Source organism: Pseudomonas sp. MWU16-30322 (assembly GCF_020515535.1).
GTDB lineage: Bacteria > Pseudomonadota > Gammaproteobacteria > Pseudomonadales > Pseudomonadaceae > Aquipseudomonas > Aquipseudomonas fluorescens_H.
In genome coordinates this window covers 299,949-313,846 of sequence record NZ_JAIWYL010000003.1, presented here as the reverse complement: position 1 = coordinate 313,846, position 13,898 = coordinate 299,949, and the positions used below count along the sequence as shown (strand labels likewise).

Genomic DNA, 13,898 nt, shown 5'->3' with positions numbered 1-13,898 from the left:
GCCACAGTGGGGATGTGGTCAATGCATAACCCTTGCGCCGTGATTCCGGTCTACAACCATGAAACCGCGATCGGCACCGTGGTCGATGCCCTGCTCGCCCAAGGCCTGCCGTGCATTCTGGTGGATGACGCCAGCACCCCGTCCTGCGCGCGAGTGCTGGATGCGCTGGCCGAACGCGACCACGTGCATCTGGTGCGCCTGACCCTCAATCAGGGCAAAGGCGGCGCGGTGATGACCGGCCTGCGCGAAGCGGCGCGGCTGGGCTTCACTCATGCCTTGCAGGTTGATGCCGATGGCCAGCACGACCTGCACGACGTCGCCCGTTTCGTCGAGGAATCCCGCGCCCACCCGGACGCGATGATCTGCGGTTATCCGCTGTTTGACGAGAGCGTGCCCAAGGGCCGTTTGTACGCGCGTTATCTGACCCACGTGATGGTCTGGATCAACACGCTGTCGCTGCAGATTCGCGATTCGATGTGCGGCTTTCGCGTCTACCCGCTGGCCCCGACGCTGGCGCTGATCGACTCGGCGCGGGTCGGCAAGCGTATGGATTTCGACTCCGACATCCTCGTGCGCCTGTCGTGGCGCAACCAGCCGATGCGCTGGTTGCAGACCAGCGTGCACTACCCGCTGGATGGCGTCTCACACTTCCGCCTGTTCCACGACAACGCGCTGATTTCCAGCATGCACACCCGGTTGTTCTTCGGCATGCTGCTGCGCCTGCCGGTCATCCTCTGGCGCCGGTGGCGAGCATGAGCATCGAGACCGACAAGAAGCACTGGGCCGACCGCGAAGAGCGCGGCAGCTTCCTGCTGATGAAATTCACCGCGTTCGCCGCCAAAGTGCTTGGCCGGCGCCTGCTCAGTCCGCTGCTGTACGGCATCGTCCTGTACTTCTTCCTGTTCGGCCGCACCGCGCGCCACAGTGCCTGGCAATACCAGCAACGGCTGGCTGACTGGAGCAACCGCGCCGAATTGCGCCCGAGTTACTGGCGGGTGTTCCGCCAGTTCATGGCGTTCGCCGATTCGCTGCTCGACAAGCTCGACGTGTGGAGCGGCAAGATCCGTATCGAGCAGATCGAAATCATCGACCCGGCGCTGCTGCGCAATCAGTTGCGCGGCAGTCGCGGGCAACTGCTGGTCGGCGCGCATCTGGGTAACCTCGAAGTGTGCCGGGCGCTGGCGGAGATCGGCGAAAAGGTCACCATGAACGTGCTGGTGCACACCAAGCACGCCGAGCAGTTCAACCGCTTGCTGGGCGAGGCCGGGGCGACCAATCTGCGCCTGATTCAGGTCAGCGAACTGGACCCGGTGATCATGCTGCAACTGCACGAACGCCTGGAGCGCGGCGAATGGCTGGCGATTGCTGGCGACCGCGTGCCGTTGCACGGCGGGCGCAGCGTCAGCGTGGACTTTCTCGGCCACCCGGCAGCGTTTCCGCAAGGCCCGTGGCTGCTGGCCGGCTTGCTCAAATGCCCGGTCAATCTGTTGATGTGCCTGAAACAGCCGGACGGCCACTATCGCCTGACTCTCGAACCGTTCGCCGACAGCGTGACGTGGACGCGCCGCGAGCGCGAGCAGGTCATTCATCAGTGGGCCACCCGCTACGCGCAGCGCCTGAGTCACTATTGCCTCGAAGCCCCGCACCAATGGTTCAACTTTTACCCTTTCTGGAAGACCGATGACGACGCCAACCCATGAGCCGGTAACCTTCGGCGAACGCCCTTTGCGCATCGAAGACGTGCTGGCCCTGGCCAACCGTCAGGCGCCCGTGCAGTTGCAGAGCGACGCCGCCTACCGCGAGCGCATCGCCAAAGGCGCGCGGTTTCTCGATTCGCTGCTGGACAAGGAAGGCGTGATCTACGGCGTGACCACCGGTTACGGCGATTCCTGCGTGGTCGCGGTGCCGCTGCATCACGTTGAGGCACTGCCGCGTCATCTCTACACCTTCCACGGCTGCGGCCTCGGCAAACTGCTCGACCCGCAAGCCACCCGCGCGGTGCTGGCCGCACGGTTGCAGTCGCTGTGTCACGGCGTGTCCGGGGTGCGCATCGAACTGCTGGAGCGCCTGCACGCCTTCCTTGAACACGACATCCTGCCGCTGATCCCCGAAGAAGGTTCGGTCGGGGCCAGCGGCGATCTGACGCCGCTGTCCTACGTCGCCGCCACCCTGTCCGGCGAGCGCGAAGTGTTGTTCCGTGGCGAACGCCGCCAGGCTGCCGACGTGCATCGAGAACTGGGCTGGACGCCATTGGTGCTGCGTCCGAAAGAAGCGCTGGCCTTGATGAACGGCACGGCGGTGATGACCGGTCTCGCCTGCCTCGCCTTCGCCCGCGCCGACTATCTGCTGCAACTGGCCACGCGCATCACCGCGCTCAACGTTGTCGCGCTGCAAGGCAATCCGGAACACTTCGACGAGCGTCTGTTCGCCGCCAAGCCGCATCCGGGGCAAATGCAAGTCGCCGCATGGCTACGCAAGGATCTGGCGATCGACGCGCCGACCGCACCGCTGCATCGCCTGCAGGATCGCTACTCGCTGCGCTGCGCCCCACACGTGCTCGGGGTGCTGGCCGACAGCCTGAACTGGCTGCGTGCGTTCATCGAGACCGAACTCAACAGCGCCAACGACAACCCGATCATCGACGCCGAAGCCGAGCGCGTGCTGCACGGCGGGCACTTCTACGGCGGGCACATCGCGTTCGCCATGGACAGCCTGAAAAATCTGGTGGCCAACGTCGCCGACCTGCTCGACCGGCAGCTCGCGTTGCTGGTCGACGAGCGCTACAACCACGGTTTGCCGAGCAATCTGTCCGGCGCCCCGGCGGATCGCGCCATGATCAATCACGGCTTCAAGGCCGTGCAGATCGGCACCAGTGCCTGGACCGCTGAAGCCCTGAAAAACACCATGCCGGCCAGCGTGTTCTCACGCTCCACCGAGTGCCATAACCAGGACAAGGTGAGCATGGGCACCATCGCCGCCCGCGACGCGATCCGCGTACTGGAACTGACCGAACAGGTCGCCGCCGCCACGTTGCTCGCGGCCAATCAGGGCGTATGGCTGCGCGGTCGCGATGAAGACGCGCGTGCGCTGCCACCTTCGCTGGCCGCCATGCACGAAGAGCTGGCCAAGGACTTCCCGCCAGTCATCGAAGACCGCGCGCTGGAAGGCGAACTGCGCCTGTGCCTGCAACGCATCGCCGAACAACACTGGAGGCTGCATGCGTAGCGCCGGAGTGCTGCACGCCGACACGGAAATCCTCGTGCCGTTCTTTGACGTCGACACCATGCACGTGGTCTGGCACGGGCACTACGTCAAATACCTGGAAGTGGCGCGCTGCGCGCTGCTCGACCAGATCGGCCACAACTACACGCAGATGTCCGAGTCCGGCTACGCGTGGCCGATCATCGACCTGCAACTGCGTTATGTACGTGGCGCGGTGTTCGGTCAGCGCTTGAACGTACGCGCCAGTCTGGTGGAGTGGGAGAACCGCTTGAAGATCAACTATCTGATCACCGACCTGCTAACCGGTGAGCGCCTGACCCGTGCCAGCTCGGTGCAGGTGGCGGTCGAGATCAGCAGTCGCGAGATGCAACTGGCCTCACCCAAAGTGTTCACCGATGCGGTGGAAAGGATGCTGCGATGAACCTGTTCTGCAAATGCCTTGGCGCGATGGCGCTGCTCGCCGTGTCGACGCTGGCCAACGCCTTCGACCTGCAGCAGCTCAGCGAGCAACTGGCGAAACCGCAGGTGATCCACGGCCAGTTCATTCAGGAAAAACACCTGCGCGCGCTGCCTCAGCCATTGATCAGCAAGGGCAACTTCGTCCTGGCGAAAAATCACGGCCTGCTCTGGTTGCTCAAGACCCCGTTGCAACAGGATTACCGCATCACCGCCAACGGCATCGCGCGACGCGATGGCAACGCTTGGCAAATGCTGCCGAACAAGAGCGCCGGGGCCGAGCAGAACCGCTTGTTCCTCGCCGTGCTGCAAGGTGACAGCAGCGGCCTGCAACGGGATTTCGAGCTGGCCCTGAGCGGCGACGCACAACAGTGGAAACTCACTTTGACCCCGCGTTCGCTGCTGCTCAGGCAAGTGTTCAAGCAGATCAATATCGATGGAGGTGAACTGGTGCAGACCATCGAACTGCTGGAAACCCAGGGCGACAGCACCGTGCTGCGCATGAAAGACAGCAGCGCCGGTCAACCGTTGAGCGAAGCGGAGCAACATGACTTTGCCGAGTGAACGCAGGCTGCCGTGGCTGTTCCTGATCCTGCTGTTGGCGGTCGTCGCGCTGGCCGGGTGGCAGTGGCGCGACGGTGCGCCGCTGTCGGCCAACCTCATGGAGCTGGTGCCCGGGACCAACCCTGATGCCCTCGAACTGCGCGCCGAACAACGTATGCAGGAACCGCTCAATCGGGAAATGCTAGTGCTGGTCGGCCACGCTGATCGCCAGCAAGCGGTGGCCATGGCGCAGACTCTGGGCGAGCAATGGCAGGCCAGCGGTCTGTTCGAAAAGGTCCAGTGGAACCTGCAGGCGGATCTGCCAGCGCTGCGCACGCAGTTGCTGCAAGGACGGCTGGCGATGCTCTCGGCGGATGATCGGCAACTGCTGACCGAGCATCCCGATGCGTTCATTCAGCAACGGGTGCAGGCACTGTTCGATCCGTTCAACGGTTTTACCCTGGTGCCGAGCCAGGACGACTGGCTGGGCCTGACCGCACGCATCCAGAACAGCCAGCCGAAGCACGGCGCGGTGCAACTGGACATCGGCAGCGGCGCACTGGTCGCCGATGCCGATGGCAAGAGCTGGGTGCTGCTGCGCGCGCGCACCACCGGCAATGCCTTCGACATGAACCTACCGCTGAAAGTCGCCGATCTGCTGCAGCACAGTCGCGAGCAGGCGGCGAAATCCGACATGCAACTGTTGGCCGCCAGTGGTCTGCTGTACGCCGCCAACGGTCAGCAACAAGCCACCCGCGAAATGACCTGGGTCGGCGGCGGCGCCACTCTCGGTATTCTGCTGTTGCTGCTGTTGGCGTTTCGCCGCTGGCGGGTGCTGCTGGCGTTCGTGCCGGTGCTGGTGGGCATGCTGTTCGGCGCGGTGGCCTGCGTGGCGCTGTTCGGCCACATGCATGTGATGACCCTGGTGCTCGGCTCCAGCCTGATCGGCGTGGCCGTGGATTATCCGCTGCACTATCTGTCGAAAAGCTGGAGCCTCAAGCCGTGGCGCAGCTGGCCAGCCCTGCGCCTGACACTCTCCGGGCTGACGCTGAGCCTGATCACCAGCGCCATCGGTTATCTGGCGCTGGCCTGGACGCCCTTCCCGGCGCTGACGCAAATCGCGGTGTTCTCCGCCGCCGGTTTGCTCGGGGCGTATCTGTCGGCGGTGTGCCTGCTGCCGGCCCTGCTGAAAAATGTTGAACTGGTGCCGGCGCAATGGCCGCTGCGCCTGGCCGAGCGTCTGGTGCAACTGCGTGACACTCTGCTCGAACACGTGCGCACCCCGGTGCTGCTGGCGCTGTTGGTCGCGTTCTGCGTTGGCGGTCTGGTGCAGCTGCAAAGCAAGAACGACATCCGCCAGTGGGTCGGTGCGCCACAACGCCTGACCGATGAGGCGCAGACCATCGCACGCATCACCGGCTATCAGCCGACCAGCCAGTTCTTCCTCGTGCGCGCCGCCAATCAGCAGCAACTGCTGGAGCGTCAGGCCGCACTGAGCGAGCGCCTGCAGCAACTGGTCAACCTCGACAAACTGCAAGGCTATCTGGCCCTCGATCAACTGCTCAGTCCGCCGAGCCAGCAACAGCAAGTGCGCGAAGCACTGAGCAAACTGCCGCAATACTGGCAGCCACTGCTCGACCTCGGCGTACCGCTCGCGGCGTTGCAAACCGAACTGCAGCAGTTGCAGAGCCTGCCCGCCGAGGACATCGACGCGGCACTCGCCGGGCCGCTGGGCGAGCCTTACCGCACGCTGTGGCTCGGCCCGACCGCTGACGGCGTGGCGGCGATGACCAGCCTGCAAGGCCTGAACAATCCGTCACTGCTGCGGGTGCAGGCCCTGGACTTGCCGGGCGTGATGCTGGTGGATCGTCTCGGCGAATTGAACAACGTGTTCGCCGCGACCCAGATCAGCGCCGCCGAACTGAAACTCGCCTCCTGTGTGTTGATCGTGCTGGTGCTGATCGTGCCGTTCGGCTTCGGCGGCGCCTTGCGCATCGTCGCCCTGCCGCTGCTGGCAGCGCTGTGCAGCCTTGCCAGCCTCGGTTGGCTCGGTCAGCCGCTGACCCTGTTCAGCCTGTTCGGCCTGCTGCTGGTGACGGCGATCAGCGTCGATTACGCGATCCTCATGCGTGAGCAGGTCGGCGGTGCGGCTGTCAGCTTGCTGGGCACCTTGCTGGCGGCGCTGACGACCTGGCTGTCGTTCGGTCTGCTGGCGGTGTCGAGTACGCCGGCGGTGAGCAACTTCGGCCTGGCGGTGAGCCTCGGGCTGGCGTTCAGTTTCATTCTGGCGCCGTGGGCCGGACGTCACGTCCACAGCGCCGGCGTCGCGGAGCCGGCAGCGTGATGGTCGTCGGTTTCTGGCTGCTGGCCCTGGCGCTGTTCGCTGTGGTGACCCGTATCGGTCGGCATTTCGGCCTGATCCCGATCGTCAGCCAGTTGCTGCTGGCCAGCTTCGGATTGCCGCTGCTGATGTACTTCTGGATTGAGCCGGGCTGGCAACTCAGCGGTGCCGAACTGATTGCGCCGGGGTGGCTGAAAGACCTCTACAGCCTGAGTTTCGCGCTGTTGCTCGGGCACATTCTCAGTGATGTGATCGACCTGCGACTGGACCGCCAGAGCGTGAAAATCGCCGTGCCGAGTTTTGTCGTGCCGTTCGCCTGCGGTCTGGCCGCCGCCTGCTGGCTGCTGCCGGCGCAACCGTGGCTGAACTCGCTGGCGATCGGTCTGGTGTTCGCGATAACCGCGATACCGGTGCTGTACCTGTACCTGCGCCACATCGATTACCCGCCCGCCGCCACCCGGCGTCTGGTGCAGACCGCAATCCTCATCGACCTGACCTGCTGGACGCTGTTCGGCCTCGCTCAGGGCAGTCTGCATCTGAGCAGCCTGTTGCTGCCGCTGGGTCTGGCCTGCGTGCCGGTGCTGTTGCATCTGTTGCGCGTGCGTCGACCGCTGACCTACAGCCTCGGCTTCTTTGCGCTGCTGGTGCTGGCCGAGCACTACAAACTCAACGCGCTGATTTTCGGCATCGGTTATCTGCTATGCATGGCCTTGCTGAAGGTGCCGTTGGTGCTGCCATTGCCGGCGCGGTGGATGAGCCGTTTGCAGACGTGGATCGCGATCCCGCTGATCCTCACCTTCGGCATCGTGCAGATCGACGTGCACAGCGCCCTCGCCAGCCTCGGCGCGGTGCAATGGGCGGCGCTGCTGCTGTTGCCGATTGCCAGTAAACTGCTCGGCAACTGGCTCGGCCTGGGCTGGGCCGGTGCGTCGTTCGAAGGCGCCAGCCGCTGGCGCGAAAGCGTGCTGCTGAATATTCGCGGGCTGAGTGAAATCGTCTTTCTCAACCTGCTGCTGCAACAACGGCTCATCAGCCCGGCGCTGTACTTCGCGCTGATGCTGATGGGCCTGATCGCGACGCTGTTGCCGGCCCTGATCGGCCTGCACCGCGCGCCCCTGAAAACCACCGCTACTGCGCCCTGGAGCTCACGTGCCAATCGTTGAAATGGAATCCCGTCAGGTCGTGATCATCGGTGCCGGCCCGTCCGGGGCCATCGCCGCCGCGTTGCTCAATCGCAAGGGCCACGATGTGCTGGTGATCGAGCGCCAGCATTTCCCGAGGTTTTCCATCGGTGAAAGCCTGCTCAGCCATTGCCTGGATTTCGTCGAAGAGGCCGGCATGCTCGACGCCGTCAACGCCGCCGGGTTCCAGCGCAAGACCGGTGCTGCCTTCGCCTGGGGCGAGCGCTACAGTGCCTTCGATTTCAGCGACACCTTCACCGCAGGCAAGCCAACCACATTCCAGGTGCAACGTGCCGACTTCGACAAGCTGCTGGCCGATCAGGCTGAATTGCAGGGTGCCGAAATCCGCTACGGCGACGCCATCGTCCGCGTCGACTTCGACCGGGCCCGACCGCAGCTCGACGTGCTGCGCGAGGACGGCAGCGAGTACCGCGTCGAAGCGGATTTTGTGTTGGACGCCAGCGGTTACGGGCGCGTGCTGTCGCGTATGCTCGATCTGGAAGCACCCTCGAATTTCCCGGTGCGCCAGGCGGTGTTCACCCACGTTGAAGATCACATCGACAACCCGGCCTTCGACCGCGAGAAAATCCTCGTCACCACCCACCCTGAACACCGCGACATCTGGTTCTGGACGATCCCGTTCAGCAACGGGCGCTGTTCGGTGGGCGTGGTCGCTGCCGCCGAACACTTCCAGGGGCGCGACAGCGATCTGGATGCCTGCCTGCGCGGCTTTATCGCCGAAACCCCGAGCCTCGCCGGTGTATTGAACAACGCGGTGTGGGACACCCCGGCGCGCACCCTCGGTGGTTATGCGGCGAATGTGAAAACCCTGCACGGCCCGGGCTTCGCCCTGCTTGGCAACGCCGCAGAATTTCTCGACCCGGTGTTCTCTTCCGGCGTGACCATCGCCATGCGTTCGGCGAGCATGGCCGCGGCGGTCTTGCACCGGCAGTTGCAGGGCGAAACCGTCGACTGGCAGCGCGAGTTCGCCGAGCCGCTCAAACGTGGGGTCGATACCTTCCGCTGCTACGTCGAAGGCTGGTACGCCGGCACCTTTCAGGACGTGATCTTTTACCAAGACAGTCAGGCGGAGATTCGCCGGATGATCTGCTCGATCCTCGCCGGTTATGCCTGGGATGAACGCAACCCGTTCGTCAGCGAAGCACGCCGCCGGTTGAAGATGATTTCCGAACTCTGTGCAAAGGACGCCCCATGAATTACTTGAGCGACAGCTACGTCGAGGAAACCCGCTTCGGTTTCTGGTTCCTGCGCAGTCACACCTGGCAGCACCATGTGCTGCGCGTGGCGATCAACGATTTGCGCGGCTTGTTCAGCGAGTCGCTGCCGGCCCATCCGGTGCTGCTGGATGCTGGCTGTGGTCAGGGCAAATCGTTCCGCCATCTGCGCCAGACCTTCGCCCCACAGCGTCTGATCGGCATCGACGCCGATCCGCACAGCCTGCAACTGAGCGCCGAAGAAGCGGCGCGGCAGGGCTTCGACGTGGAGCTGATTGGTAGCGATTGCGCGACGCTCAACGTCGCCGATGCCAGTGTCGACCTGCTGTTCTGCCACCAGACCTTTCATCATCTGGTCGAACAGGAAAAAGCCCTCGCCGAGTTCTACCGCGTACTGAAGCCGGGCGGTTATCTGCTGTTCGCCGAGTCTACCGAGGCTTACATTGATACCTGGGTGATCCGCTGGCTGTTCCGCCATCCGATGCATGTGCAGAAGAGCGCGGCGCAGTACCTGGAGATGATTCGCCAACAGGGTTTCGAGTTTGGCGAGCGCAATGTCTCGTACCCGTATTTGTGGTGGAGCCGTTCGAAGGACTTTGGCTTGCTGGAGCGGTTCGGATTGCGCCGGCCGAAGCCGTTTGGCGAGCGTGAGGAAACCTTGGTGAATGTCGTCGCCCGAAAACCGCTTGAAGGTGGTCTCTGATGCGACACATAACCTGTAGGAGTGAGCCTGCTCGCGATAGCGGTAGGTCAGTTGGCATTGATGTCGGATGTGCCGACGCCTTCGCGAGCAAGCCCGCTCCCACAGGGTTTGTGGTGTGGCTGGTATTGTTGCTAACGGCCCTGCTAAGTGGATGCGCAAGCCAGGCCCCGCTGCCCGCGAGCAACCCGACGCTGCCGTTACCGCTGCAATTGCACATCGAGCGCCAGCAAGCCGATCAACGTCAGGACTGGCTGTTGGTGATCCAACGCGAAGGCCCCGGCATCCGCTGGTCGATGATGGACCCGTTGGGCATCCCCCAGGCGCGTCAGCAACTGATCGACGGTCGCTGGCAGGCCGACGGGCTGCTGCCGCCCAATCCGGAAGCCCGGGAGCTGTTTGCCGCGTTGCTGTTCGCCCTGACCCCCTCCGGCGAACTGGCGCGCAATTACCCCGCCGCGCAGCAGCAGGGCGAGCAACGCACGCTGGGGCCGCGCTGGGCGATCCGTTATGCACAACCGTTGAGCTTCGAATTGAATCTGCCCCAAGGCCCACACTATCGGGTTTCTCCCCTCGGTGAACCGACGCCATGACTGCCTACCTCAATGCCCTCGGCGTGATCTGCGCACTGGGCCGCGACAAGCACCAGGTCGCGCACAACCTGTTTGCCGGTGACTGCTCGGGCATGCGCCACGAGTCAGGCTGGGTGGCCGGACGTGAGTTGCCGGTGGCGGCGGTGCACGCTGAGCTGGCGGCGATTCCGGCCGAACTGGCCGACCAGAGCAGCCGCAACAATCAACTGCTGCTGGAAGCCGCGCTGCAGATTCGCGAGGACATCGACCGGGCGATCCAGACCTATGGCCGCGCGCGCATCGGTGTGGTGCTCGGCACCAGCACCTCGGGGATCGACGAGGCCAGCCGCGGACTGGCGCACTATCTTCGCGAGCAGCTGTTCCCTGCCGAGTACGACTATCGGCAACAGGAACTCGGCGCCCCGGCGAACTTTCTCGCCGACTGGCTGCAACTCAGCGGCCCGACCTATGTGATTTCCACCGCCTGCACGTCCAGTGCGCGGGCGTTGATGAGCGCGCAGCGTCTGCTCGATCTGGGTCTGTGCGACGCGGTGCTGTGCGGCGGGGTCGACAGCCTGTGCAAACTCACGCTCAACGGTTTCAGCGCGCTGGAAGCGGTGTCCGACGAGCGCTGCAATCCGTTCTCGGCCAACCGCAATGGCATCAACATCGGCGAAGCGGCGGTGCTGTTCCTGATGAGCAAGCAGCGCAGCGACGGCCCGGCCATTGCCCTGCTCGGCAGCGGCGCCAGCTCCGACGCGCACCATATTTCCGCGCCGGAACCGAGCGGTCGCGGCGCCCTGCAAGCGATGCAGAAAGCCTTGAGCCGCGCACAGCTGCAAGCGGCGCAAATCAGCTACCTGAACCTGCATGGCACGGCGACCCAGCACAACGATGCGATGGAAAGTCTGGCCGTCGCCACGCTGTTCCCCGACGGCGTGGCCTGCTCGTCGACCAAGCCGATGACCGGCCACACCCTCGGCGCGGCCGGCGCCCTCGAAGCGGCGTTCTGCTGGCTGAGCCTGAGCGCCGACAACCCGCAGCAAGCCTTGCCGCCACACGTCTGGGATGCCCAGCCCGACCCCGACTTGCCGACGCTGAAGTGGGTGACCGCGAGCGAGCGCCTGTCGTCCATTGCACCCCGCTACCTGATGAGCAACTCGTTTGCCTTCGGCGGCAATAACGTCAGCCTGATTATCGGAGACGCCCCATGAACGACTGGCCGCTCGCCGAACTGCTGCCCCACGCTGGCGACATGATTCTGATCGACCGCATCCTCAGCTTCGACGAGGAGCAGATCCACACCCGCCTCACGGTCAAGCCCGACGGCCTGTTCAACCTGCCCGACGGCAGCCTGCCGGCGTGGGTCGGCATCGAGTTGATGGCGCAGAGTGTCGCCGCGTTCGCCGGTTGTCATGCTCGCTTGAAGGGCAAACCGGTCGAGCTCGGCTTCCTCCTCGGCACCCGCAAGTTCGAGTGCAACGTCGAGGCGTTTCCGGCCGGCAGCGAACTGACCATCCACGGCATCCGTTCGCTGGAAGACGACAACGGCATGGGTGTTTTCGAATGCCACATCAATGCCCCCGGCATCGAAGCCAGCGCCCGCCTGAACGTGTTCCGCCCGCCGCAGCCCAGCCAATACCTTGAACAAAACAGAGAGTCGAACGATGACTGAATCCGTACTGGTCACCGGCTCCAGCCGTGGCATCGGCCGCGCCATTGCCTTGCGTCTGGCGCAGGCCGGGCACGACATTGTCCTGCATTGCCGCAGCGGCGTGGCTGAAGCCCAAGCGGTGAAAGCCGAAGTCGAAGCGTTGGGCCGCAACGCGCGCATCCTGCAATTCGACGTCTCCGACCGCGAAACCTGCAAGACCATCCTCGAAGCCGATGTCGAAACCCACGGCGCCTATTACGGCGTGGTGCTCAACGCCGGCCTGACCCGTGATGGCGCTTTTCCGGCGCTGAGCGACGACGATTGGGACGTGGTGCTGCGCACCAACCTCGACGGTTTCTACAACGTCCTGCACCCGGTGATGATGCCGATGATCCGTCGTCGCGCCGCCGGTCGGATCGTCTGCATCACCTCGGTGTCGGGATTGATCGGCAACCGGGGCCAGGTCAACTACAGCGCCTCCAAGGCCGGGGTGATCGGTGCGGCGAAAGCGTTGGCGATCGAACTGGGCAAGCGCAAAATCACCGTTAACTGCGTCGCGCCGGGCCTGATCGACACGGCGATGCTCGACGAAAACGTGCCGGTGGAAGAGCTGATGAAAATGATCCCCGCACAACGCATGGGCACCCCGCAAGAGGTGGCCGCTGCGGTTAATTTCCTGATGTCGGCGGAAGCCTCGTACATCACCCGCCAGGTCCTGGCGGTCAACGGAGGCTTGTGCTGATGAAGCGCGTCGTCGTCACCGGCATGGCCGGCATCACCTCGCTGGGCAGCGACTGGCAGACCATCGCCGGCAACTTCGCGGCCAACCGCAGCGGCATCCGCCGCATGGACGAGTGGGACCGCTTCAGCGAACTCAACACCCGTCTGGCCGGGCCGATCGATGATTTTGTCGTACCGCCGCACTGGACCCGCAAGCAACTGCGCAGCATGGGCCGGGTGTCACGGCTGGCCGTGGGCGCGGCAGAACAGGCGCTGGCCGACGCCGGCCTGCTCGGCGACGAATCGATCAAGGACGGGCGCATGGGTGTGGCCTGCGGTTCGTCCACCGGCAGCACCGACGAAATCAAGGCCTTCGGCAACATGCTGCTGAACTCGGTGGCCGAAGGCCTCAACGCCAACTCCTACGTGCGGATGATGCCGCACACCACCGCGGCCAACATCAGCATCTTCTTCGGCCTCACCGGGCGGCTGATCCCGACGTCCAGCGCTTGCACCAGCGGCAGCCAGGGGATCGGCTACGCCTACGAGGCGATCAAGTTCGGTCGCTTGCCACTGATGCTCGCCGGCGGTGCCGAAGAGCTGTGCCCGACCGAAGCCATGGTCTTCGACGCGCTCTACGCTACCAGCCTGAAAAACGATGCGCCACAGACCAGCCCACGCCCGTATGACAAGGGCCGCGACGGTCTGGTGATCGGCGAAGGCGGCGGCATGCTGGTGCTCGAAGAGCTGGAGCATGCCCTCGCCCGGGGTGCGCGGATCCACGCGGAAATCGTCGGTTTCGGCAGCAACGCCGACGGCCAGCACACCACCCGCCCCGAGCAGATCACCATGCGCCGCGCCATGGAACTGGCGCTGGAAGACGCCGGACTGACGCCGGATGCCATCGGTTACGTCAACGGTCACGGTACTGCTACTGAACAGGGCGACATTGCCGAAACACTGGCGACCAGCAGTCTGTTCGGCGAACACATGCCGATCAGCTCGCAGAAGAGTTTCCTCGGCCACACGCTGGGGGCCTGCGGCGCGCTGGAATCGTGGTTCAGCATCGAAATGCTCAATCGCGACCTGTACGTGCACACGCTCAACCTCGATGAGGTCGACCCGCACTGCGGCAAGCTCGATTACCTGCGCGGCGAGTTCCGCCCGATGCACCATGAATACGTGATGAACAACAATTTCGCTTTTGGTGGCGTCAACACCTCGTTGATTTTCCGTCGCTGGCCTTAACCGAATCAATCCAGGTCAAGGAGACC

Annotated in this window: 14 protein-coding genes; all 14 read left to right on the top strand. The window is 64.2% G+C overall.

Going from position 1 to position 13,898, the window contains the following annotated elements; all coding sequences use genetic code 11:
• Positions 1-21 precede the first annotated feature (21 nt).
• Genes LCH64_RS07290 through LCH64_RS07225 form a run of 14 tightly spaced genes read left to right on the top strand, consistent with a single transcriptional unit; the run spans position 22 to position 13,872 of the window.
• Positions 22-756, top strand: coding sequence for a glycosyltransferase family 2 protein (locus LCH64_RS07290; protein ID WP_226499861.1), 735 nt, complete (start codon positions 22-24; stop codon positions 754-756).
• Positions 753-1,700: a glycosyl transferase gene (locus LCH64_RS07285; RefSeq protein ID WP_226499860.1), complete on the top strand. Its 948-nt coding sequence runs from the start codon at positions 753-755 to the stop codon at positions 1,698-1,700. The genes LCH64_RS07290 and LCH64_RS07285 overlap by 4 nt, the downstream gene beginning before the upstream one ends.
• Positions 1,681-3,225, top strand: a complete 1,545-nt coding sequence (locus LCH64_RS07280; RefSeq protein WP_226499859.1) for an aromatic amino acid ammonia-lyase — start codon at positions 1,681-1,683, stop codon at positions 3,223-3,225. Before LCH64_RS07285 ends, LCH64_RS07280 begins: the two co-directional genes overlap by 20 nt.
• The gene (locus LCH64_RS07275) at positions 3,218-3,643 is read left to right on the top strand and encodes an acyl-CoA thioesterase (RefSeq protein ID WP_226499858.1); all 426 of its coding nucleotides are present in this window, start codon (positions 3,218-3,220) and stop codon (positions 3,641-3,643) included. The genes LCH64_RS07280 and LCH64_RS07275 overlap by 8 nt, the downstream gene beginning before the upstream one ends.
• Positions 3,640-4,242, top strand: coding sequence for an outer membrane lipoprotein carrier protein LolA (locus LCH64_RS07270; RefSeq protein WP_226499857.1), 603 nt, complete (start codon positions 3,640-3,642; stop codon positions 4,240-4,242). The genes LCH64_RS07275 and LCH64_RS07270 overlap by 4 nt, the downstream gene beginning before the upstream one ends.
• The gene (locus LCH64_RS07265; protein ID WP_226499856.1) at positions 4,226-6,565 is read left to right on the top strand and encodes an MMPL family transporter; all 2,340 of its coding nucleotides are present in this window, start codon (positions 4,226-4,228) and stop codon (positions 6,563-6,565) included. The genes LCH64_RS07270 and LCH64_RS07265 overlap by 17 nt, the downstream gene beginning before the upstream one ends.
• The gene (locus LCH64_RS07260; RefSeq protein WP_226499980.1) at positions 6,565-7,725 is read left to right on the top strand and encodes a sodium:proton antiporter; all 1,161 of its coding nucleotides are present in this window, start codon (positions 6,565-6,567) and stop codon (positions 7,723-7,725) included. The genes LCH64_RS07265 and LCH64_RS07260 overlap by 1 nt, the downstream gene beginning before the upstream one ends.
• Positions 7,712-8,959, top strand: a complete 1,248-nt coding sequence (locus LCH64_RS07255) for an NAD(P)/FAD-dependent oxidoreductase (RefSeq protein ID WP_226499855.1) — start codon at positions 7,712-7,714, stop codon at positions 8,957-8,959. The genes LCH64_RS07260 and LCH64_RS07255 overlap by 14 nt, the downstream gene beginning before the upstream one ends.
• Positions 8,956-9,681, top strand: a complete 726-nt coding sequence (locus tag LCH64_RS07250) for a class I SAM-dependent methyltransferase (protein ID WP_201135993.1) — start codon at positions 8,956-8,958, stop codon at positions 9,679-9,681. The genes LCH64_RS07255 and LCH64_RS07250 overlap by 4 nt, the downstream gene beginning before the upstream one ends.
• Positions 9,681-10,271, top strand: a complete 591-nt coding sequence (locus LCH64_RS07245) for a DUF3261 domain-containing protein (protein WP_226499854.1) — start codon at positions 9,681-9,683, stop codon at positions 10,269-10,271. Before LCH64_RS07250 ends, LCH64_RS07245 begins: the two co-directional genes overlap by 1 nt.
• Entirely contained in the window at positions 10,268-11,464 is a 1,197-nt protein-coding gene (locus tag LCH64_RS07240) for a beta-ketoacyl-[acyl-carrier-protein] synthase family protein (RefSeq protein WP_226499853.1), read from the top strand. Before LCH64_RS07245 ends, LCH64_RS07240 begins: the two co-directional genes overlap by 4 nt.
• Positions 11,461-11,925 (top strand): hotdog family protein, encoded by a 465-nt coding sequence (locus tag LCH64_RS07235; RefSeq protein ID WP_103485583.1) that lies wholly within the window; start codon positions 11,461-11,463, stop codon positions 11,923-11,925. Before LCH64_RS07240 ends, LCH64_RS07235 begins: the two co-directional genes overlap by 4 nt.
• Positions 11,918-12,646, top strand: a complete 729-nt coding sequence (gene fabG, locus LCH64_RS07230) for a 3-oxoacyl-ACP reductase FabG (RefSeq protein WP_226499852.1) — start codon at positions 11,918-11,920, stop codon at positions 12,644-12,646. Before LCH64_RS07235 ends, fabG begins: the two co-directional genes overlap by 8 nt.
• Positions 12,646-13,872, top strand: coding sequence for a beta-ketoacyl-ACP synthase (locus LCH64_RS07225; protein WP_103519989.1), 1,227 nt, complete (start codon positions 12,646-12,648; stop codon positions 13,870-13,872). The genes fabG and LCH64_RS07225 overlap by 1 nt, the downstream gene beginning before the upstream one ends.
• The last annotated feature ends 26 nt before the right edge of the window (positions 13,873-13,898 follow it).